Consider the following 22,040-nt stretch of genomic DNA (forward strand, 5'->3'; position numbering starts at 1 on the left):
ATCCATAATAAAAGTAAATAATACTTTTATAAATTTGTCCATTATGAGTGAAATAAGTAAGCAAGCAGTTATGCAGCTCTATAAAGAGCATCCTAAACACTATGTAGCAGTCGATTGTGTTATTTTTGGGTATCGAGATGGTCAATTGAGCATCTTAATGTATCCAAGGGCATTTGAGCCACAAAAAGGGAAATGGTCTCTTCCTGGCGGATTTGTTCAGGAAGATGAATCTTCTGATGAAGCCGCAATTCGTGTTCTTAAGAAAACAACTGGGTTGGATGACATTTTCTTGCAACAGGTATCTACTTTTTCAGATCCAAAACGTGAAAAGGTTGCCAGGGTTGTCAGTATTGCATATTACGCACTTATTCGTATTGATCAACATGACGAAAAGCGTGTATTGGATTTTGGCGCATCATGGTGCCCCGTTGCGGAATTACCCTCGATGGTTTTCGATCATGAAAAAATGGTAGTTGATGCTTTGGCGAAACTACAGCGCATGGCAGGCTATGAGTTGATTGGGAAAGAACTACTATCCGAATTGTTTACGCTTACTCAGTTAAGAAATCTTTATGGCGCTATTTTCCAGCGTGAATTTGATCCGGGTAACTTCAGAAAGAAAGTGCTTTCTCTGGGGGTGTTGGAAAAGACCAATAAAAAAGATCCTTCAGAATCAAAGAAGGGAGCATTCTTTTATAAATATACAGAAAGTGATGTTCCCAGAGATATAGGACGAATAGTAAAAGTATAAATTAAAGAATATTAGATCATGGAAAAAAGTGAAATGAAAGATCTTGAAGTATGGTTCGTAACCGGTAGTCAGCATTTGTATGGAGCTGAAACACTGAAACAGGTAGATGAAGATTCATCAGCTATTGCTGACGCTTTAAATGCATCAGCTGAAGTTCCTGTTAAAATTGTTTTTAAACCAGTTTTAAAAACACCGGATGAAATTTACAATTGTTGTTTGGAGGCGAATAATTCAAAAGAATGTATTGGGCTAATTACCTGGATGCACACTTTTTCACCATCAAAAATGTGGATTCAGGGATTGGATGTGTTGAAAAAACCATTCGTTCATCTTCATACTCAGTTTAATCGCGATATTCCATGGGATGATATTGATATGGATTTTATGAACCTAAACCAGTCTGCTCATGGTGGGCGTGAGTTTGGATTTATTTGTTCACGAATGCGCATAAACCGCAAGGTTATCGTAGGCCATTGGGCTGAAGAAAAAGTGCAAAAAAAATTAGGGGTTTGGTGTCGTGCTGCGGTTGCATATAATGAATCAAAAAGTCTTAAAATTTGTCGATTTGGCGATAATATGCGTCATGTTGCAGTTACCGAAGGTGATAAGGTTGAAGCTCAAAAAATTCTTGGGTGGCAGATTAATTACCACGGAGTTGGTGATTTAGTTGCAAGTATGGATACTGTTTTGGAAACGGAAATCGATGCATTAATGGATGTTTATGCAACAGAATATCAATTGAATGATAAAGAAGATGCGAATGTTCGTTACCAGGCAAGAATTGAGTTGGGGATGAAGAAATTCCTCGACAAATACGGATATAAAGCATTTACAACCAATTTTGAAGATTTACACGGATTAAAGCAACTTCCAGGATTAGCTTGTCAGCACCTAATGGCTCAAGGTTATGGATTTGGTGCCGAAGGAGACTGGAAACAATCAGCGTTGGTTAGACTTATGAAAGTCATGTCCGCAGAAATGGATGGCGGATGCTCATTCATGGAAGATTATACGTATCATTTAGATCCGGTGCAACCTGCCGTATTAAGTGCACACATGTTGGAAATATGCCCATCAGTTGCATCTTCAAAACCATCAATCGAGGTTCATCCGCTTGGAATTGGTGGAAAAGATGCACCTGCCCGTTTGGTTTTTGATGTAAAAGAAGGAGATGGTATCAATGCTACTTTGGTTGATATGGGTGGACGAATGAGAATGATTGTAAATCCTGTGAAATGTATTCAACCTAAAGCACTTCCGAAATTACCGGTTGCACGTGCACTTTGGGTGCCAATGCCAAATCTTGAAGTTGGTGCGGCAGCATGGATTTTAGCCGGGGGAGCACATCACACTAGCTTTAGTATGGCTCTAAAAATAGAATATCTGGAAGATTTTGCAGAGATGGTTGGTGTTGAGTTTGTGGTGATTGATGAGGAAACTAAGATCTCTGATTTTAAAAAGGAATTGAAGTGGAATGATTTGTATTATCATTTAGCTAAAGGGCTTTAATTTAAATAATTAACTGACTATAAACTAAAAAATATACTCTAATGGGATTACTTGACTGGATTGTGATCGGCATATTTGCGCTAGCACTGATCGGTATTATTGCTTGGGTGTTTATGCAAAAAGAAGAAACCTCCGGGGACTATTTTCTGGCAGGACGTGGTGCAACCTGGATTGCGATTGGAGCATCCATTTTTGCATCCAATATTGGCTCTGAACATTTAATTGGTCTTGCCGGAGCTGGCGCTTCAAGCGGTATGGCTATGGCCCACTGGGAAATTCAAGGTTGGATGATTTTGGTGCTTGGATGGGTTTTTGTCCCATTCTATTCGCGAAGCATGGTAACTACGATGCCAGAGTTTTTGGAACGGCGTTACAACAAAGAATCGCGTACAATTCTTTCAATGATTTCATTGGTAAGTTATGTGTTGACAAAAGTAGCAGTAACAGTATATGCCGGTGGCCTAGTATTTAAAGAGGTATTCGGAATTGAAACAATGTGGGGGATTGACTTTTTCTGGATATCTGCCATCGGATTAGTTCTGTTAACTGCTATTTACACGGTTATTGGTGGGATGAAGTCCGTATTGTATACTTCAGTTTTGCAAACTCCTATATTACTTTTGGGCTCAATTATCATTGTTGTTTTGGGGCTTCGTGCTCTAGGTGGTTGGGATGAGATGATGAGAATCGCCAGTTCTGTTGAAGTGAATGAGTATGGAGATTCTATGACAAACCTCATTCGCAGTAACAGAGATGCCGACTTTCCCTGGCTTGGTGTGTTTATTGGTTCTGCTGTAATCGGTTTCTGGTATTGGTGTACCGATCAATTCATTGTACAACGTGTTTTGTCTGGTAGGGATGAAACGCAGGCAAGAAGAGGAACCATATTTGGTGCTTATTTAAAATTAACTCCTGTATTCTTATTTATGATTCCTGGTATGATTGCCTTTGCTATGGCACAGAAAGGGATTGTTATTAATGGAGAAACGTTTGCACTTTCAAGCTCAGATGCAGCTTTTCCAACATTAGTTGCAACATTGTTGCCTGCAGGGGTGAAGGGGCTGGTAGTCTGCGGTATTCTGGCTGCTTTAATGAGTTCGTTAGCGTCGCTTTTTAACTCATCAGCCATGTTGTTTACAATTGATTTCTATAAGAAATATCGTCCACAAGCCAGTGAGCGTAGGTTACTTCATGTTGGTCGGGTTGCAACAGTTGTTGTGGTTGTGTTAGGTATCCTATGGATTCCTGTTATGAGGAGTATCGGGAGTGTTTTGTATACGTATTTGCAAGATGTACAGTCAGTTTTAGCTCCGGGAATTGCAGCAGCTTTCCTTCTTGGGGTAGCTTCATCCAAACCAACACCGAAGGGTGGCATGTGGGGGATGATTGCTGGATTTATTATTGGAGTTTTTCGAATCGGTGCAAAGGTCTTTTATACAACTATGGCTAATGGTGCAGGTTATGCAGACGTAAAACTTTGGGCGTCAGAAGCCGGGGTTAACAACTGGTTCTATACATTATTTTATGATGTTAACTGGTTGTTTTTTAGTGGTGGAATGTTGGCATTCAGTATATTGGTAATAATTGTTGTAAGCAGATTTACACAAGCTGCACCTAAACTTCAGCTGGAAGGTTTGACATTTTCGTCAGCAACTGACTTGCAAAAGTCAGCCACCAGGGCAAGTTGGAACAAATGGGATGTTATTCATACAGTTATTATACTTGGAATTACAGTCGCATTTTATATTTATTTCTGGTAAAAGAGTGATTCTATGTTAGAAGAATTGAAAGAAGAGGTTTGTCAGGCTAATCTGGATTTGGTAGTACATAGTCTGGTTGTTTTTACCTGGGGAAATGTGAGTGGAATAGACAGGGAAAAGGGATTGGTTGTCATTAAGCCTAGTGGTGTTTCTTATGATGGAATGAAGCCTGCTGATATGGTTGTCCTTGATTTAGAAGGCAATATTGTTGAAGGGAAATATAAGCCTTCATCGGATACTCCAACTCACTTGGTGTTGTACAAAAATTTCAAGAATATTGGTGGAATCGTTCATACCCATTCTCCCTGGGCAACAACCTGGGCGCAAGCTGGAATGGCTATTCCGGCTGTAGGGACAACACATGCTGATTATTTTTTTGGCGAGATTCCATGTACACGAAAAATGACAGAGGGTGAGATTAAAGGTGAATATGAATTGGAAACCGGGAATGTAATCGTTGAGTGTTTCAAAGAACTCAATCCTGATTTTATGCCTGGTGTTTTGGTAAATAATCATGCCCCGTTTTCCTGGGGGAAAGATGCTTACGAAGCGGTTCATAATGCGGTTGTAATGGAGGAAGTCGCAAAAATGACTTTTCGTTCTTTTCAACTCAATCCTGATACAAAAATGTCACAAACTTTATTAGATAAACACTTTTTACGTAAGCATGGTAAAGATGCCTATTACGGACAATAAAAACCAACAAAATGGAACAAGCAAAATATACAATAGGTCTTGATTATGGTTCTGACTCGGTCAGATCACTAATTGTTAATGTTAACACGGGTGAAGAAATAGCGAGTGTCGTTTTCGAATATCCCCGATGGAAAAAGGGTTTGTTTTGTGAGCCCGCTAAAAATCAATTTCGTCAGCATCCAAAAGATTATCTGGAAGGATTAGAATATACCATTGTAGAAGCATTGAAACAGGCTCCGGCAGGAGTTGCCGAAAATGTAGTTGGTATTTCAGTAGATACTACAGGCTCAACTCCGGTTGCTGTTGATGAAAAAGGAACACCGTTGGCTTTAACTTCAGGGTTTGAAGAAAATCCAAATGCCATGTTTGTTCTTTGGAAAGATCATACAGCAGTGAGAGAAGCGGATGAAATCAATGACCTGGCAAGAAAATGGGATATCGACTTTACAAAGTACGAAGGTGGAGTATATTCATCGGAGTGGTTCTGGGCTAAAGTGTTGCATGTCCTTCGTGATGATGCCGCTATAATGAGAGCTGCTGATTCCTGGGTGGAGCATTGCGATTGGATTCCTGCTTTATTAGTTGGAAATACTCGTCCAAAAACATTGAAGCGTAGCCGTTGTGCTGCAGGTCATAAAGCCATGTGGCACGAAGCGTTTGGCGGATTGCCATCCGAAGAGTTTTTGACAGCACTTGATCCGGCATTGAGCGGATTGCGTGATCGTCTTTTTAAAGAAACATTTACCTGTGATGTATCCGTAGGGAATTTGTCCGAGGAATGGGCTCAAAAATTAGGACTGTCTACTGATGTGAAAATTGGTGTGGGCGCCTTTGATGCTCACCTTGGAGCACTTGGTGCTGAAATTGAACCTTATTATTTGAGTAAGGTGATGGGGACATCAACTTGTGACATGCTGGTTGCGCCGATGGAAGAAGTAGGGGACAAGCTTGTTGCCGGAATCTGTGGTCAGGTTGATGGATCGATTGTACCTGGAATGCTGGGAATGGAAGCTGGTCAATCTGCTTTTGGAGATATTTATGCATGGTTTAAAAAAGTGTTGGTTGGACCAACACAGCAAATTATAGAGAAAACTAATTTGGTCGATAAAGCAACCCAGGAAAAATTAATTGAAGAAATATCGGATAAAATGATTGCTGAGCTTTCAGCAGAGGCCGAAAAGATTGGAATTGATGAAAATGGCGTTTTGGCAATTGATTGGATGAATGGAAGAAGAACTCCTGACGCGAATCAAAACCTGAAAGGTGCCATTGCTGGCTTAAATTTGGGAACAGACGCTCCACGAATTTTCCGTGCATTAGTTGAATCTACTGCATTTGGTTCAAAAGCAATAATTGATCGGTTTAGAAGTGAGGGCATCCGAATTGATGGGGTAATTGCGCTGGGCGGTGTTGCCAAGAAATCTGCATTGGTTATGCAAATTGTAGCAGACATCTTAAATATGCCAATTAAAGTTGCTCGTTCAGAACAGGCATGTGCTTTGGGATCAGCCATGGCAGCGGCGGTTGTTGCAGGAGTGTATGCTACAACTGATCAGGCCCAAAAGAAAATGGGTGGTGGATTTGAAACTGAATACCATCCAATTGCCGAGAATGTTGCTAAATATCAACTCATTTATGAGAAATATAAGAAATTAGGAAAGTTTATTGAAGACGAATTGACAAAATAATTCTCTTGAAATCATAACTTTCCATTTTAATATTCTATTAAAAATTATAAATTGCCCGGTAAAAACCGGGCATTTTTATGTATGATATAATAAGTGATGTTCATGGACAGGCCGAGTTGCTGAAAGGGCTTCTCAAGAAGATGGGGTATCGAAAAGTGAATGGTTCTTTTTCTCATTCTGAACGTAAAGCTATTTTTGTTGGCGATTTTATCAATCGCGGACCTTATATCCGGGAAACAATTAAGCTGGTAAGAGCAATGGTTGAAGCAGGAAATGCATATACAATTCTGGGAAATCATGAGTTGAATGCAATTTTGTTTTATTTGAAAGACCAGGCTGGAGTCAGAATTTTTAAGCGCTCGTCAAAACTTCGCTTGAACCTTTTTCAAACACTGGATGAATTTGCTGCTTATCCGGAAGAGTGGAAAAGTCACATGAGATGGATGCGCACATTACCCATGTTTTTGGAGTTAGATGGTATTCGGGTCGTTCATGCCTGTTGGAAGGAAGAAAATATTCAACTACTAAAAGAAAATATTACAGAGCCCAAGTTGAGGAAAAGCTTTTTGAGGAAGATTAGTAAGAATAACTCCGAAATAAGCAAAGCTTTTTGGGAAACCTGTAGGGGAATTGACTACCAATTACCAAAGGACTTGTTGGTGTTTGATAATCTTGGGCGACCTCACCGATCGTTTAGATCAAAATGGTGGTTGGATCCGTTTGGGAAGACATTTAATGAATTGTCATTTGAATCACGATTTGATTTACCTAATTATACGATCCCTGTTGAGTTGATACACCATCATCCCGCCTATCCTGAAACTGATCCGATCGTATTTTTCGGTCATTTTTGTCTTAAAAATGGAGGGAATATAATTTCTAATAACCTTTGTTGTCTTGATTCATGTGTGAGCCGAAAAGGGAAATTAACTGCATATCAATGGTCTGGAGAAAAAGTTTTAAAACAGGAAAATCTGATTAAGTCGTAATATCCTGAAAAGCAGGCGGTTGATTTGTTTTAATTTTGCATTCGAAATCTGTAACTTTTTTTAGATTTTCCTATTGCAGAAAAAAAAAGAAAGTATATATTTGCAGAGCCTTTTGAAAATAGCATTTCACGAGGCTTACAGAGTAAAATGGTGGCGTAGTTCAGTTGGTTAGAATATCGGCCTGTCACGCCGAGGGTCGCGAGTTCGAGTCTCGTCGTCACCGCACGAAAAACACAAGTTCTTAGAAAATATTTACACATTAGGTGGCGTAGTTCAGTTGGTTAGAATATCGGCCTGTCACGCCGAGGGTCGCGAGTTCGAGTCTCGTCGTCACCGCAAAAAGCTGTTTGTTTATTCAAACGGCTTTTTTTGTCATTATGGATTTGTATTATGTTTATATGGTGAGTGATTTTTAATATAAAAAAAAATATCACCTAGCTATTAAAGAATCCCAAAATCCGGTTTATGGATTAAACATGTCGGGAGTGTAGTAACCGAGAATCGCTATTGCCATCTCAATTTGTGATTTTGCTTCGGTGTTGTCCGGATTAATTTCCAAAACCTTATTGAAATCGTTAATAGCTTCACCCCATTCCTGCTTTTTATAGTGAATCTTTCCTCTCAAAAAGAATAATTTTTCTTTGGATATTTCTTCAGTAATCAACTTTTCAATTAACTCGTTTGCTTTCTCTAGCTGATTGTTTTCTATATATTCTTCAATATTTATTATTTCATCCATCATAAAATCATATTAGCTGTAAGTATTAACTTGTGGTCCTCCTGCAAGGTTCAAAATAAATAAAGAATTTCTCAATCTTCTAAAGAATTAGCTAAAACTAAAAAAGATCAATTTAAGATTTCTATATTTATCGCTTTGAATGAAAAATATTCGATTAAATAGTGATGAAGAGTTGATGCATCGGATAAAAAATGAGGATGAAGTAGCCTTTGAACTCATTTTTTATCGGTACAAAGGGAGATTGCTTGATTTCTTAAAAAAGAGTTTGCCTGATGAAGAGGATGCTGAAGGAATTGTTCAGGAAGTTTTTGTGAAATTGTGGTTGCATAGAAAGGAACTGGATACGTCAAAATCATTGAATTCTTTTTTATATACGATTGCTCGTAATGAGTTGTATGGTAACCTTCGAAAATTGCTTACCAAGCGCAAATACCTTGAGGAGCTATATTTTTCATCCAAATCTTCCTCAAATACTACAGAAAAGCAAATTGAATATAAAGAACTTCAACAGGCAGTTGCAAAATTAATTTACCGTTTACCCGAAAAAAGAAGAGAAGTATTTATTTTAAGTAGGGAAGAAGGACTCAGCTATAAAGAGATATCCAAAAAATTAGGGATAAGTGAAAATACCGTAGATACTCAAATTCGTAAAGCACTATCGTTCCTTCGTGACGGCCTTCGTGATAAAATGAGTATGCTCCTGCTATTCTTTCGTAAAAAACATACCGCATAGGTACTATCTGTTATTTATTGAAATTCAGTTTGATAAAAAAATAATTCATTTTTTTTGCTGCCTTAGTCACGGAAAAACTCTGCTATCGCATATTACTTAATGAAAATGTACAATTATGGAAATTCCATTAAATATTAAACAGATCATCAGCAAGCTATATAGTAACAAGCTAGTTGGGTTAGAAGAATTGGAAATGTTGGATTATTGGCTTGCTAAAATTCAATTAGACGAAAATGTTGAAGCATGGCTTGCCGATAATTGGAAGCAGGCATCTGATCTGGAGAATGATATATCGTTTGCTGATATTAAAGCACGGATTAAGAAGGAGAATGACAGATTTAAAAGACAAAAGATCCGCCATTATTTATATAAACTTCAAAAAATCGCTGCGATTTTACTTCTTCCTGTTTTATTGGTTACATCCTGGTTACTCATAGAAAATAGTAAAGAGTCGAATGAATGGTTCACCTTATCAACTTTGCCTGGTGAGCGAACACATATCGTGCTGCCAGATGGTTCGGAAGTATGGATTAATGTTGCTTCACAGCTTGAATATCCGTCAAGTTTTAATCAAAACAACCGTTCTTTAAAATTGCAGGGAGAGGCTTTTTTCAAAGTCGCTAAAGGACAGAAACTGCCTTTCGAGGTTTCAGCTAAAGATTTTAAAGTAAAAGCAATTGGTACAGAATTTAATATTTCAGCTTACACAGATGAAAGTAAGTCTATGACCTTTCTTGAAGAAGGTATTGTTGAGCTTACTTATGCTCCATTAAATCAGCATGAAAGAGTGTTTGAAATGAAGCCGGGAGAAAAAACAATTATTGATTCAAATGAGGAAACTATAAAACTGTTGCCTTCATCAGATACAAATTATGGAAACTGGAGAAGTGGGGAATTATATTTTGATAATGAACCCATGGATGCCGTATTTAGAAAAATTGAGAGGTGGTATAATGTGAAAATTCACTTTAAATCAGATGAATATGAAGGAGAAACACTTGTGGTTAACCTTGAGGAAGGTGAAACAATAGAACGTCTTTTTGAAATTATAGATAATGCAGTAGGAATTGAAATAAGAACTAAACAAAATGAATATTGGGTGACTAAACGAACAAATTAATTAAAAAAAGGCAAACAGCGAATGGTGGTACAAAGCTGCATGCCTTTATAGCGATTTTATTAACTACAAAATCAATCAAATTTATGAAAAAAAAGTATGAAAAACCAACGAGGGCAACCTATGCCTTGTTGCGAAAAACATTGAGGATTATGAGAATTACATTCTTTCTCGTTCTTTTTGCTACGATGCTGACATCTGCAAAAAGTTTCTCCCAGCATGTAAAACTTAATTTGGATTTCAAGGATATTACAATCAGGGAGTTATTTACTGTTATTGAGGAGCAAAGTGATTATCGTTTTGCTTACTCTCAATCTAACTTGAATTCCGATGAAAAAGTGTCGATTGAGGTAAAAAATAAAAGTTTAGATGGTGTTTTAAGTACCATTCTAGATAGTGATCGATTAAGCTATGAAATTATTGGTCGGTATGTTGTTATTACTGATAGCAAAAACATACAGGGTAACGCCCAAAACGGACAGGAAATTAACATCACTGGGATCGTAACAGATTCTAACGGAGCTCCACTTCCCGGGGTGACGGTGGTAATAAAAGGCACTGCTAATGGTACTATCACAGGTGTTGATGGGCAGTATGCAATTAACAATATTCCTGGAGATGGAACATTGGTATTTTCTTTTGTAGGTATGAAGTCTCAGGAAATTTCTATTGATGGGAGATTTACTATCAATATTATGATGGAGGAAGATGCTATTGGCCTGGAAGAAGTTGTTGCTGTAGGATATGGTACAATATTAAAAAGCAATCTATCTACTTCTGTTGGAACGGTTGATAATGAAGCGTTGACCGAAAGACCAACTGCTCAGAATTTATTTCAAGGGCTAGCAGGGAAAGTTGCCGGGGTAAATGTCGCTTTAAATTCAGGGGAACCAGGTGGCGCACCGGTTATTAAAATTAGAGGAATCGGCTCGTTGAACTCATCCACCAACCCGCTTTATGTTGTTGATGGGGTAATTGGTGTCGATCCTCAAACAATTGATCCAAACATAATTAAATCAGTAGATATTTTGAAAGATGCTACGTCGGCTGCCATTTATGGGGCTAGAGGAGCCAACGGTGTAGTTGTGATTACAACACAGGGGGGAGAAAAAAATACCTCTAGTATCTCATACAGTTCGGTAATGTCTATTGGTGAACTGGCGAATGAAGTGGATGTTTTAAATTCATCAGATCTTCTCGAGGTGTATAAAAGAGCGTATGAACATAAGCCTGGGCGTATTGCTCCACACCTTGATCCAAGTAATACCTTTGAACGAAAAGATGATATCTTTAATAGTGACGGGACACCTAAGTATGACACTGATTGGCAGAAGGAGGTCACCCGTTCAGCTATATCTCACCAACATTCCCTTACTTTTTCGGGAGGTAAGGATGATTTAACCGTTGCAGCAAATGTTTCATACAAAGATAATCAGGGGTTAATGCTTGAGACTTACAGGCAGCAACTCAACGCATTTTTAAACGTGAGCTGGGATGTGAAAGATTGGCTAAATATTAAAACTGTAATCAATACAGGGAATAGCAATTCCAGAAATTCAGATTGGTCTATATCCAGATATGCACTGGAAGCATTGCCATTTTTACCAGTTATGTATCCTGATGGTACGTATTCCCATAAAGGCGATTATCCTGGTGCTGAAAATACGGAAAATCCAATTAAAGTATTGAAAGACAGGGTTTCTGTTTCAGAACGTAAGTACACCTTGGCTAATATTATAGGAACCTTTAAAATAACTTCAGACATTAAACTTACCACTAGTTTCAGTCGTCAAGAAGGAGCGAATCTCAACTCGTATTATGCACCCAGTACACTTTTTGGATTTGGAGATACTCAAAATGGAGTAGCAACCAGGTCTCATCTGAATTCTAGTTCATGGACAAACGAAGATTATATTACGATTGATAAAGTGTGGGGAGATCATCAATTAAATGTAGTTGCAGGGGCAAGTTGGTACTACTCTGAAAATACCAGTACATCTGCAGAAGCATGGGATTTTTACGATGATTTCTTTCAGTATTATAATATGGGAGTTGGAGCAGTAAGACAGAGTATTGGTTCTAACTATACCGATAGCAAAATGAATTCGTACTATAGCCGGATTAACTACAATTATAAAAATCGGTATTTACTTGGTGCATCCTTTCGAGAAGATGGTTCATCCCGTTTTGGTATAAATAAACAGTATGGTTTCTTCCCCTCATTTTCAGGTGCATGGAGAGTTTCCAATGAGCAATTTTTTGAACGCTTTAAAGGTTCTTTCATTGATGACTTAAAAGTCCGTGCTAGTTATGGCCTTGTTGGAAATGCGGAGATTGGTGACTATGTTACAATGGCTCAATTACAAAATGGCTTGATAGATTTCGATAAGACACAGTATCCGAAAGTAACCCTTTCAAATGTTGAAAATAATGATTTGAGTTGGGAAAAATCCGGACAACTTGATTTGGCTATTGACGCAAGTTTTTTTAATGGTAGAATTCAGTTGATTGCTGACTATTACCGTAAAATTACCACAGATTTGCTTTACCAACTACAGTTACCAGCTACTACAGGTTATGCTTCCACCATGACTAATCTTGGAAAAATTCAAAATAAAGGGATTGAAATCACTGTGAATTCACGTAATGTACAGACTAACAATTTCTTATGGTCGACGAACCTGGTTTATTCCATGAACCGTTCAAAAGTAATTGATATAAATGGTAATAAAATTGGTAAATGGGGAGGTCAAATTGAAGAAGGTCATCCCATCAATGAGTTCTATGGTTATGTTCGTTTAGGAACGTGGGGTACAGACGAGGAAGAAGAAGCTGCGAAATATAATAAGAAGCCAGGAGATCTAAAGTTTTTGGATAAAAACGACAATGGAATGAAAGATGGCGATGATCGGGAATATCTAGGAAATGGTCTTCCTAAGTTTGAAATGAATATAAGTAATTCAGTTGCTTATAAAGGTTTCACATTCTTGCTTGATTTACAATGGTGGTATGGTAATAAGGTAGTTAATTTTACTCGTCAGTTAATGGAGAATCGCGTAACTTTTTCAAATGCGTACGGGGGAATACTGGAAGATGCATGGACTCCGGAACACCAAGATGCTATGGTTGTTAGCTTAAGGTTACCAGGAGATGGTTATGAGAATGATATTGATTCGCGAAGTATCGAGGATGGCTCATTTTTAAGGGTAAGAAATGTGGGATTAAAATATGATTTCAAAAGTTCTTTATTGTCAAAAGCTAATATCAATACACTATCATTATCATTTAATATTGAGAACGCATTGTTATTTACAAAGTATGAAGGCGCTGATCCTGAAGTGGCTACGTTTGACGCTATCTTTGCTCAGGGAGTCGATGTTTATTCATATCCTAAGCCAAGAGTTTATTCGTTAAGCCTTGGAATTAATTTCTAATTAGCAATCATCATAAAATATATCGATTATGAAATTGAAAAATATTATAATATTGGTTCTTGTTGTATTTTTTGCTTCGTGTACAAAATTTTTGGAAGAAGAACCGAAAACTTTCCTAACTCCATCTCAATATTATGTAACAGAGAGCCAAATGCAAGCGGCAGTGAACGGTACATATGATGGATTGTCGTATATGCTAAGCACTGATCTTGAGATCGCTTCTGTTCGGATTTTTCCATTGGAATTTATTGTTGGTCATTGCACGCAACCTCGATCCACCGGATCTGATCATAACCAGTTTTTGTTACTCTCCGGAATTAATGATACCAATGGCTTACTTAACACCATGTGGAGAGCAACGTTTATGCCTCTCGAAAACTGTAATAGCGTTATTGAGAATCTGGAAAATTCTGAAGGTGTTATAACAGAAACTCTAAAGAAACAGTTATTAGGGGAAGTCTATTTTTTGAGGGCATATTACTATTTCCTGGGAGTGCAATTATTTGGGGATATTCCATTAAAAACAACACCGACCAAAAGTCTATCTAATGTTGAAATTCCAAAGTCTCCTAAAGAAGATATTTATAATCAAATAGTACAGGATTTGCTTGAAGCTGAAAAATCTGGTTTGCCATGGACTGCTAAAAGTGGACATGTTTCAATGGGGACTATAAAAACTCTTCTTACAAAAGTATATTTAACCATGGCAGGTTATCCTTTGCGAAAAGGGAATGAGTATTATCAAAAAGCATATGATACTGCCAAAGAGGTTATTGCCAGTAATGAGTTTTACTTGTTTGACAACTATGAGGATTTGAGAAAGGCTGAAAATGAAAATTTGGGGGAGCACATGTTCATGATACAACGTACTTCAACAAATTCTCCAAATCCATTTCATTTTGGTATGATGCCGTATCCTGAAGCACCAATTTCTATTAATCCGAACTATGGTGGTGGTATAGCTCCCTTATCAGTATTTTATGAAAGTTATGATAACGGTGATTTAAGAACAGAAAATGGAGCATATTTTTACACATCGCATGCTAAATATGGAGATGAATCCGTCATTGTCGATCTTGGCATGCCGTACATTAATAAATACTGGGATGATCTTGCTGAAGAAACTGGCCAAAGTGGAGCCAATATTCCAATTTATCGTTATGCTGATGTTTTATTAATGTGTGCAGAAGCTAAGGCTAGTCTGGACGGAGGTACTACCACCGATCAAACCGCAATTGACGCATATTATCAGGTTAGACATCGGGCTCTTCCAAACGAAAGCAAACCATCATCAATAAATGCAGATGATGTTATAAAAGAACGTTTTTGGGAGCTCTGTTTCGAATTCCAGAATTGGTTTGATATGTTACGTACGCACAAGGCTTTTGATCCCGTTACTAAGCAGGTTGTTGATTTGATAGGGTACACAGCTCCAAATCATGAATATCCGTTTAAAGAATCGGACCTTATATTCCCGGTTCCATACGATGAAAAGAACCTTAATCCACTTTTAAGAGATTAATTAATATTCGAGGAGGCTATAAAACTTGTAGGAAGAATATTCCGAAAAGGTTTTATTAGCCTCTTTTTTTTTATACTAAAACTCGATTAATGTAAAAATAGATTGAAAAAGTAGGTAACTTATAATACGAATTAAACGAAAACTGAATTGGGATGACGGTGATTGTTAGTGTATTTTTTTTAACGAGTGATTATGACTTCGGAGTAAGCAACTAAATTTCATGAAAAATTAAAAAAAATAAATTATGAACATCAAAAAAATCTTCTTGTTAATGTGTGCTTGTTTGCTTTTTAGTTTTTCTAAAGCACAGCAGGCAATTCCGGCTTTTAAGAGTGGCGAGAGAGTCGTTTTTGTGGGAAACAGTATAACGCATGGAGGCCATTATCACTCGTTTATTTGGTTGTACTACATGACCCGTTTTCCAGGCGATCCAGTAACTGTGATGAATGCCGGGATTGGTGGCGAATGTTCATGGGACATGAAACTGCGGATGGATGAAGATATTTTTGATAGAGAGCCAACCTATGTTGCTTTAACCTTTGGAATGAATGATACCGATTATGGCATTTATTTGAAAGACAATGCACAGGAGTTGTCCGCAAAGCGGATAAAGAAATCCTATGAAAGCTATTTGGAAATTGAAAAGCGCTTTCAATCCGAGAAAAATGTTACCAAGGTACTTATTGGTGGCTCACCTTATGATGAGACTTCAAAGTTTAACAACTTTATATTACCTCAAAAAAATGAAGCCTTGTTGAAAGTGAATGATTTTCAACGAGAATCAGCTGAAAAGAATAAATGGGGTTTCGTGGATTTCAATAGGCCGATGCTTGAAGTAAACAAACAGGAACAGGCAAAAGATTCAACTTTTACTTTATGCGGAGTGGATCGGATCCATCCGGATAATGATGGACAAATGGTGATGGCCTATTTGTTTTTGAAAGCTCAGGGATTGGCTGGGAAAAAGGTAGCAGAAGTTTCAATAAATGCTTCAAATTCAAAAGTCGAAGTTCAGGGTAATTGTCAGGTGTCAGGTGTAAAGATCTCGGGTGATAAACTGGAATTTGATTACTTGGCAAATTCACTTCCTTATCCAATTGATACGGTTCCCAGACATGGATGGGGAAATAAAAAGTCACAACGTGACGCGCTGGAGCTCGTGCCATTTATGGAGAAATTCAATCAGGAAATTTTAAAAGTCACAAATCTGGAAGAAGGTAGTTATCGGTTAATGATTGATGATCAATTCATAGCTGAGGTTTCTTCAACTGAATTGCAAAAAGGAATTAATTTAGCTTGTTATCCAACTACACCTCAATATCAACAAGCTACAAAAGTCATGTTTTTGAATGAAGAGCGGTTTGAAGTTGAGAAGCGATTCAGAGAATATTTTTGGACAGAATACTCATTTCTAAGAAGGGAAGGACTACTTTTTGCCGATAACCAGGAGGCAATAGATAAGCTCAGGGAATACTTACCGAAAGATATGTTTTTGAGAGCAAGCTATGATTATTATACAAAAGCCAGGTATCCTGAAATACGGGAAGTCTGGAAAAACTATATGGATGCAATTGTAAAAACGATATACAAAATAAACCAACCAACAACGCATAAATTAAACATGGAAAAAATTTATTAACGATTTCAAATTTTTTAAAAATGAAGAATAACAATCTGTATTCAAAGTTCATTATACTCGTTGTTTTAGTCTTGGGGGCATTTTCACTTCAGGCTCAGCAAAAGACTTGGTTTGTTGATGGATATCATGGTGGTGTATATGGCCATTATCCAGAATGGCAGGCAAAGTTTATGGTTGAAAAGCTCACGGCAAATCCTGACTGGAAAATCTGTTTGGAGATTGAGCCGGAAACCTGGGATACTGTGAGTGTTCATGATGCTGAGAACTTCAAGGCATTGCAGGAGTATTATTCCACCACCGGACGTTTTGGGGGCATTGAGTTTGTGAACCCAACCTGGGCACAACCATATTGCTATAATGTTTCAGGAGAGAGTAATATCCGTCAGTTTAAATATGGTATGGCGAAAATTCGGGAGTATTTCCCAGAAGCCACCTTCACTACCTATTCGGTTGAAGAACCTTGTTTTACAAGCAGTTTGCCGCAAATTTTGAAAGGTTTTGGCTTTAAATACGCGGTTTTGCGAAACCCAAATACCTGCTGGGGTGGTTACACCAGTGCTTTTGGCAAAGACCTTGTAAACTGGATTGGCCCTGACGGAACAAGTATGCCGGCTGTGCCAAGGTACGAATGTGAGGGATTGTCAACTATAAATTGCTATGCGACAAACTCAAATGCAAACTCTGAGGAGTTTATTGCTGCTTGCTTTGCAGATGGGATAAAGTACCCGGTAGGAATGACTTTTCAGGATGCTGGTTGGGCACATGGCCCTTGGTTGGGGAATGCAATTAAAGAATACTACAAACCATCTATCTACACAACCTGGACAGAATACATTGATATGGTAAAAGACGAGGTTGAAGCTACAGATTGGGCTTTTAGGCTTGAAGATGTGAAGCCAGGTTTGGTATGGGGCTCGCAGGTTTTGCAAAAACTTGCCCAGGAAGTCAGGGTTGGTGAGAACCGAGTTGTAATGGCTGAGAAGATGGCCTCTTTGGATTATTTGTACACGGGGAAGGCTTGGCCTGATGCAGAATTTGCAGAAGCATGGCGTACCTTGATGCTTGCCCAACACCATGATTGCTGGATTGTTCCGTACAACGGGAGGCCTGGGAATACATGGGCTGACAAGGTTACCCGCTGGACGGGGTCTTCAAACCGCATTGCAGACGAAAAGATTGCAAGGCTGTTTTCGGAAGTGGAAGGTAATGATGCAAAATATATCCGTGTTTTCAATACATTGGGAAACATCCGTACCGACCGTGTTTCAGTAGAATTGCCTGGAAGCATGAAACTTAAAGGGATGGTTGTGATCGACCAGCATGGCAAAGAACTCCCGTCTCAATGTACGGCTGATAACGATGGCCAACTGATGTTGCAATTTGAAGCAACAGTACCGGGTATGGGCTATTGTACCTATGTGGTGAAGGAAAAGAAAAGTAAAACTTCGCCGGTATCGGCACAGCAACTTTCCGACGGGAATGTGATAATTGAGACCGAATACTACACTGCTTTGATCGATTCAAAACGTGGTGGTACCATCACCAGTTTGGTCGACAAGAAAAATGATAACAGGCAATTGGTTGAAAAAGGTAAGGAGCTGAACGATCTTCGTGGGTATTTTTACAGGGAAAGTAAATTCCACGACGGGTCTGATACTCCGGCCAAAGTGAGCATTATGGAAGACGGTGGGATGTTCACTCGTATCAAAGTAGAAAACAAACTTGCAGGCAATAGTTATTACCAAGTGATAACATTCAACAAACACAATCCACGCATTGACTTTGAACTTCACATTGACTGGGATGGCCAGCCGGGTATTGGGGCTTATGACCAGAGCAATAACTACAAAGCAGAAGTAAGAGCTAAAGCGTTCTATAATGATAATTATAAGCTCCATTTGCAATTTCCATTGCAAGGATTGGGAGAGAAGCTATTGAAGAATGGTCCGTTTGATGTTTGCGAAAGTGAACTGGATAATACCCTTTATTCAAGTTGGGACAGCATCAAACACAATGTTGTTTTGAACTGGGTTGATATTGAGGATGCATCGAAGGCTTACGGTGTGGCATTGTTCACTGATCATACCACGAGTTACCTTCAGACAGAAGAACTGCCTTTGGGATTGACCGTTCAGTATGTAGGCCGTGCATTATGGGGCCGTAACTATCGGGTTCATGGACCGACGCATATGCACTATGCATTGCTACCACATGCAGGCGACTGGGAAGCAGCAGGTGTTGAGGTAGCAAGCAATGAATGGAACGAGCCTTTGACTGGAAGTTTTGTAAAATCGGATAGTAATCCGTTGAAGCGTTCTTTACTTGAATACGATGATGCTAACATTCATGTGAGTTCGGTAACGATGGATGGAGGCGATATGCTAGTTAGATTTTATAGTACTTCATCAGTCGATAAGCAGCATGAAGTTATATGGAACTGTACTGCTGACAAGATGGAACAGGTTGATTTAAATGGTAAGAAGATCTCGGATGTTCAGGCAAATAAGGCAAGTAATGGTGAAATGACTACCAAGCTTTCACTTCCACAATTTGGTTTTCAAACAATAAAACTAACCAATGTAAAAATGAGAAAAGATGATCAGTAAAATAAAATACCTGCCATTTGTAGTAACGATTCTTTTTGCTGGCTGTACTGCTTCATTGAATGATAAACCTGAAGAAGTGGATGCTGCATCCTATGTCAACCCCTTTATTGGGGCTAGTACGAGTTCCGATGCTGCAGGTGTTTACCATGGATTAGGGAAGACCTTCCCCGGGGCGGCCATCCCTTTTGGTATGGTGCAGGTGAGCCCGAACACCATTACTGGTGGCGACAATGGTTCCGGTTACAGTTATGAGCATACCACCATTGAAGGGTTTGCCCTTACACAAATGAGTGGTATTGGCTGGAACGGCGACCTTGGTAATTTCTTGGTGATGCCGACAACCGGTGAACTAAAAACCAGTGCCGGAAAAGCAGATAAGCCGGAAGCAGGTTATCGCTCCCGTTATTCCAAGGAGACAGAAGAAGCGACTGCCGGATATTATTCAGTAGTCCTGGACGATTATAAAGTGAAGGTGGAAACATCTGCAACCCCTCATTGTGGAATTTACCGTTTTACGTTTTCCGAGAATGAACAATCCCGTATCCAGGTTGACCTGGCACGCAGGGTTGGCGGTACCTCTACTTTGCAAAAGGTTGAAGTTATAGATGAGCATACCATAGCTGGATTTATGTTGTGTCCGCCTGAAGGTGGAGGCTGGGGCAATGGACTGGGCAAGTCCGATTATACGGTTTATTTCTATGCCCAATTTAGTAAACCGCTGAAGGAATACGGGATTTGGAATGCAGATATCCCTGATGACTGGACACGCAAACTTGAGGATGTGACCAGTGAGCGTTACCAGGAAGCGATTACCAATTCAGAGATCAACTTTGGGTTGAAGCAGAAAGAAGGTAAACACCTTGGGTTCTTTACAAATTTTTCAACGAAGGAGAACGAACAAGTGGTTTTGAAAGCAGGAGTTTCCTTTGTCAGTGTGGAAGGGGCTCGAAAGAACCTTGAGACGGAAATCAAGGGCTGGGATTTTGATGATGTAAAAGAAAAGGCGCATGATCTTTGGAATACAGCTTTAGCAGAAATTAGTATAAAGGGTGGTACAGATGATGAAAGAGCTGTGTTTTATACCGCACTGTATCATACTTTGCTCGATCCACGGGCTTTTGAAGATGTAGACGACCTCTATGTTGGTGGTGACAAAATGGTACATGTATCCGAAAATTTCACCAAAAGGACCATCTTTAGTGGCTGGGATGTTTTCCGCAGCCAGTTTCCTCTACAAACCCTGATTAACCCGGATGTTGTAAATGATATGCTGAACTCACTGATCAGCCTGGCGGATGAAAGTGGCAAAGGCTATTTTGAACGCTGGGAATTGATGAATGCATATAGTGGCTGTATGGTTGGTAATCCTGCGATTTCTGTATTGGCTGATGCTTATGCAAAAGGGATCAGGGGCTATGATATGAACCAAGCCTATCGGGTTTCGTTAGCTACCTGTGAACATAGTGGGAATGAAAAGCTAGGCTTTACAGTACGTTGTGACGCTGTTGATTCGGGGAGCGCCGGTTTTGCTATTGGTGAGTTCTCTATTTCCAATACGCTGGAACTTAGTTATACGGAATGGTGTCAGGCGCAGTTGGCAAAAGCATTATCTAAAGACGATGACTACAATAAGTATATGAACTTATCCCAAAGCTATCACAATGTGTTTGATCCTGAAGTAGAGTGGTTCCGTGCAAGGAACGAAGACGGAAGCTGGAAGGAGTGGCCTGAAAGGGGGCGTTTACAGGAATGGCATGGAACGGTTGAATGTAACCCTTACCAACAGGGATGGTTTGTCCCCCATGATGTGGAAGGAATGGTCGAGTTGATGGGGGGCAGGGATAAAGTGCTGGCTGATTTGACCAACTTCTTTGACAATGTCCCTGAAAACATGATGTGGAACTATTATTACAACCATGCTAATGAGCCGGTCCATCATGTGCCATTTTTATTTAACCGTTTGGGAGCCCCATGGCTGACCCAGAAATGGACCAGGGAGATTTGCCGCAGGGCTTATAATAACAAAGTAGAAGGGCTTGTGGGTAATGAAGATGTGGGGCAGATGTCTGCCTGGTATGTATTGGCTTCTATTGGTTTGCACCAGGTTTGTCCTGGAGATCTGCGGTTTGAGATAACCAGTCCTGTCTTTGATGAAATAACTATTCAGTTGGATAAAGATTACACAACTGGAACAACATTTACGGTAAAAGCAAACAACAATTCGCCCCAAAATATCTATATCCAAAGAGCAAGCTTAAACGGACAATCTTTGGAAAGGTGCTACTTGGATTATACAGAAATAGCAGCTGGGGGAGTCCTGGAACTGGAATTGGGCGCTGAACCGAATGAGAAATGGGGAGTGGATTTATAGTAATGATATTTTGATAGCTGACAGGAATGACCATTCTATCCCAGAATCTTGCGATTTGCAGCTCGCTTAAACAGTCAAAGACACTATGAAATAGATGTGTTGAATTTTGTTTTTTAGCCTCCTGACCAATTTAGCATTTTTAAAGGAGGTATTTAAAAATTTATAAAGCTCTTTAATCTTGATGGTTAAGGAGCTTTATGTATTCGTGAAATAGAAGTTATTTCAAATTAAATTGATTTTTATTTCAAAATTGTTGATTACTAAATCGTCGAGAGTTCACATTAGAATATGACATAATATTACAACTTAAACTTATTAAGCTGTTTCTAATTATCCCCGATAAAATATGTTTTTTAGCATGCTTTTTATCTGTCCACAAACTCTATCTCCTGGGACTTAATGGTTGAAAACAAAGTATTCGTTTGCGCACACAGACTATAATTTTAACAATTATGGTATCAATGATAAGCTGTTCCTGCAAGTGGG

The 22,040-nt window shown here is 39.0% G+C and carries 14 protein-coding genes and 2 tRNA genes; 15 read left to right on the plus strand and 1 reads right to left on the minus strand.

Features of this window, described 5'->3' with window-relative positions; translation table 11 throughout:
- Positions 1-43: 43 nt before the first annotated feature.
- The 8 genes from ACUNWD_RS01070 to ACUNWD_RS01105 all read left to right on the plus strand — a co-directional run bounded on the left by ACUNWD_RS01070 (position 44) and on the right by ACUNWD_RS01105 (position 7,729).
- Positions 44-751, plus strand: a complete 708-nt coding sequence (locus ACUNWD_RS01070) for an NUDIX hydrolase (protein ID WP_445585909.1) — start codon at positions 44-46, stop codon at positions 749-751.
- An 18-nt stretch (positions 752-769) separates the two neighbouring features.
- Positions 770-2,260: an L-arabinose isomerase gene (gene araA / locus ACUNWD_RS01075; protein ID WP_445585910.1), complete on the plus strand. Its 1,491-nt coding sequence runs from the start codon at positions 770-772 to the stop codon at positions 2,258-2,260.
- A 41-nt stretch (positions 2,261-2,301) separates the two neighbouring features.
- Positions 2,302-4,020, plus strand: a complete 1,719-nt coding sequence (locus ACUNWD_RS01080) for a sodium:solute symporter (protein ID WP_445585911.1) — start codon at positions 2,302-2,304, stop codon at positions 4,018-4,020.
- A gap of 12 nt (positions 4,021-4,032) precedes the next feature.
- On the plus strand, positions 4,033-4,716 hold the full coding sequence (gene araD, locus ACUNWD_RS01085; RefSeq protein ID WP_445585912.1) for an L-ribulose-5-phosphate 4-epimerase: 684 nt from the start codon (positions 4,033-4,035) through the stop codon (positions 4,714-4,716).
- Positions 4,717-4,727: 11 nt separating this feature from the next.
- Positions 4,728-6,404 (plus strand): ribulokinase, encoded by a 1,677-nt coding sequence (locus tag ACUNWD_RS01090; RefSeq protein WP_445585913.1) that lies wholly within the window; start codon positions 4,728-4,730, stop codon positions 6,402-6,404.
- Positions 6,405-6,481: 77 nt separating this feature from the next.
- Positions 6,482-7,393, plus strand: coding sequence for a metallophosphoesterase (locus tag ACUNWD_RS01095; protein WP_445585914.1), 912 nt, complete (start codon positions 6,482-6,484; stop codon positions 7,391-7,393).
- Between the two features lie 149 nt (positions 7,394-7,542).
- A tRNA-Asp gene (locus tag ACUNWD_RS01100) sits at positions 7,543-7,616 on the plus strand.
- Positions 7,617-7,655: 39 nt separating this feature from the next.
- Positions 7,656-7,729 (plus strand) — tRNA-Asp (locus tag ACUNWD_RS01105).
- 127 nt (positions 7,730-7,856) lie between these two features.
- Here ACUNWD_RS01105 and ACUNWD_RS01110 read toward each other — a convergent pair.
- Positions 7,857-8,135: a tetratricopeptide repeat protein gene (locus ACUNWD_RS01110; RefSeq protein ID WP_445585915.1), complete on the minus strand. Its 279-nt coding sequence runs from the start codon at positions 8,133-8,135 to the stop codon at positions 7,857-7,859.
- Between the two features lie 136 nt (positions 8,136-8,271).
- On the opposite strand from ACUNWD_RS01110, the gene ACUNWD_RS01115 reads away from it, so the two are divergent.
- From ACUNWD_RS01115 to ACUNWD_RS01145, 7 genes are all read left to right on the plus strand, one after another.
- On the plus strand, positions 8,272-8,865 hold the full coding sequence (locus ACUNWD_RS01115; RefSeq protein ID WP_445585916.1) for an RNA polymerase sigma-70 factor: 594 nt from the start codon (positions 8,272-8,274) through the stop codon (positions 8,863-8,865).
- Between the two features lie 115 nt (positions 8,866-8,980).
- Positions 8,981-9,985 carry a FecR family protein gene (locus ACUNWD_RS01120; RefSeq protein WP_445585917.1) on the plus strand — a complete coding sequence of 335 codons (1,005 nt, stop codon included), beginning with the start codon at positions 8,981-8,983 and terminating at the stop codon, positions 9,983-9,985.
- Positions 9,986-10,068: 83 nt separating this feature from the next.
- Positions 10,069-13,416, plus strand: a complete 3,348-nt coding sequence (locus ACUNWD_RS01125) for a TonB-dependent receptor (protein WP_445585918.1) — start codon at positions 10,069-10,071, stop codon at positions 13,414-13,416.
- A 28-nt stretch (positions 13,417-13,444) separates the two neighbouring features.
- Positions 13,445-14,938 carry a RagB/SusD family nutrient uptake outer membrane protein gene (locus tag ACUNWD_RS01130; protein WP_445585919.1) on the plus strand — a complete coding sequence of 498 codons (1,494 nt, stop codon included), beginning with the start codon at positions 13,445-13,447 and terminating at the stop codon, positions 14,936-14,938.
- 244 nt (positions 14,939-15,182) lie between these two features.
- Positions 15,183-16,577 (plus strand): SGNH/GDSL hydrolase family protein, encoded by a 1,395-nt coding sequence (locus ACUNWD_RS01135; RefSeq protein WP_445585920.1) that lies wholly within the window; start codon positions 15,183-15,185, stop codon positions 16,575-16,577.
- Positions 16,578-16,597: 20 nt separating this feature from the next.
- Complete coding sequence (locus ACUNWD_RS01140) at positions 16,598-19,183, plus strand: glycoside hydrolase family 38 C-terminal domain-containing protein (protein ID WP_445585921.1); 2,586 nt, start codon at positions 16,598-16,600, stop codon at positions 19,181-19,183.
- A complete protein-coding gene (locus tag ACUNWD_RS01145) occupies positions 19,173-21,554 on the plus strand; it encodes a GH92 family glycosyl hydrolase (RefSeq protein ID WP_445585922.1) in 2,382 nt (793 codons plus the stop codon). The genes ACUNWD_RS01140 and ACUNWD_RS01145 overlap by 11 nt, the downstream gene beginning before the upstream one ends.
- Positions 21,555-22,040: the final 486 nt, after the last annotated feature.

This window comes from Sunxiuqinia sp. A32 (assembly GCF_052690465.1).

What these genes read in the sequence shown, in the direction of transcription:
- ACUNWD_RS01070 (WP_445585909.1), top strand. Translation starts at nt 44, where the DNA reads ATGAGTGAAATAAGTAAGCAAGCAGTTATGCAGCTCTATAAAGAGCAT.
- araA (WP_445585910.1), top strand. Translation starts at nt 770, where the DNA reads ATGGAAAAAAGTGAAATGAAAGATCTTGAAGTATGGTTCGTAACCGGT.
- ACUNWD_RS01080 (WP_445585911.1), top strand. Translation starts at nt 2,302, where the DNA reads ATGGGATTACTTGACTGGATTGTGATCGGCATATTTGCGCTAGCACTG.
- araD (WP_445585912.1), top strand. Translation starts at nt 4,033, where the DNA reads ATGTTAGAAGAATTGAAAGAAGAGGTTTGTCAGGCTAATCTGGATTTG.
- ACUNWD_RS01090 (WP_445585913.1), top strand. Translation starts at nt 4,728, where the DNA reads ATGGAACAAGCAAAATATACAATAGGTCTTGATTATGGTTCTGACTCG.
- ACUNWD_RS01095 (WP_445585914.1), top strand. Translation starts at nt 6,482, where the DNA reads ATGTATGATATAATAAGTGATGTTCATGGACAGGCCGAGTTGCTGAAA.
- ACUNWD_RS01110 (WP_445585915.1), bottom strand. Translation starts at nt 8,135, where the DNA reads ATGATGGATGAAATAATAAATATTGAAGAATATATAGAAAACAATCAG.
- ACUNWD_RS01115 (WP_445585916.1), top strand. Translation starts at nt 8,272, where the DNA reads ATGAAAAATATTCGATTAAATAGTGATGAAGAGTTGATGCATCGGATA.
- ACUNWD_RS01120 (WP_445585917.1), top strand. Translation starts at nt 8,981, where the DNA reads ATGGAAATTCCATTAAATATTAAACAGATCATCAGCAAGCTATATAGT.
- ACUNWD_RS01125 (WP_445585918.1), top strand. Translation starts at nt 10,069, where the DNA reads ATGAAAAAAAAGTATGAAAAACCAACGAGGGCAACCTATGCCTTGTTG.
- ACUNWD_RS01130 (WP_445585919.1), top strand. Translation starts at nt 13,445, where the DNA reads ATGAAATTGAAAAATATTATAATATTGGTTCTTGTTGTATTTTTTGCT.
- ACUNWD_RS01135 (WP_445585920.1), top strand. Translation starts at nt 15,183, where the DNA reads ATGAACATCAAAAAAATCTTCTTGTTAATGTGTGCTTGTTTGCTTTTT.
- ACUNWD_RS01140 (WP_445585921.1), top strand. Translation starts at nt 16,598, where the DNA reads ATGAAGAATAACAATCTGTATTCAAAGTTCATTATACTCGTTGTTTTA.
- ACUNWD_RS01145 (WP_445585922.1), top strand. Translation starts at nt 19,173, where the DNA reads ATGATCAGTAAAATAAAATACCTGCCATTTGTAGTAACGATTCTTTTT.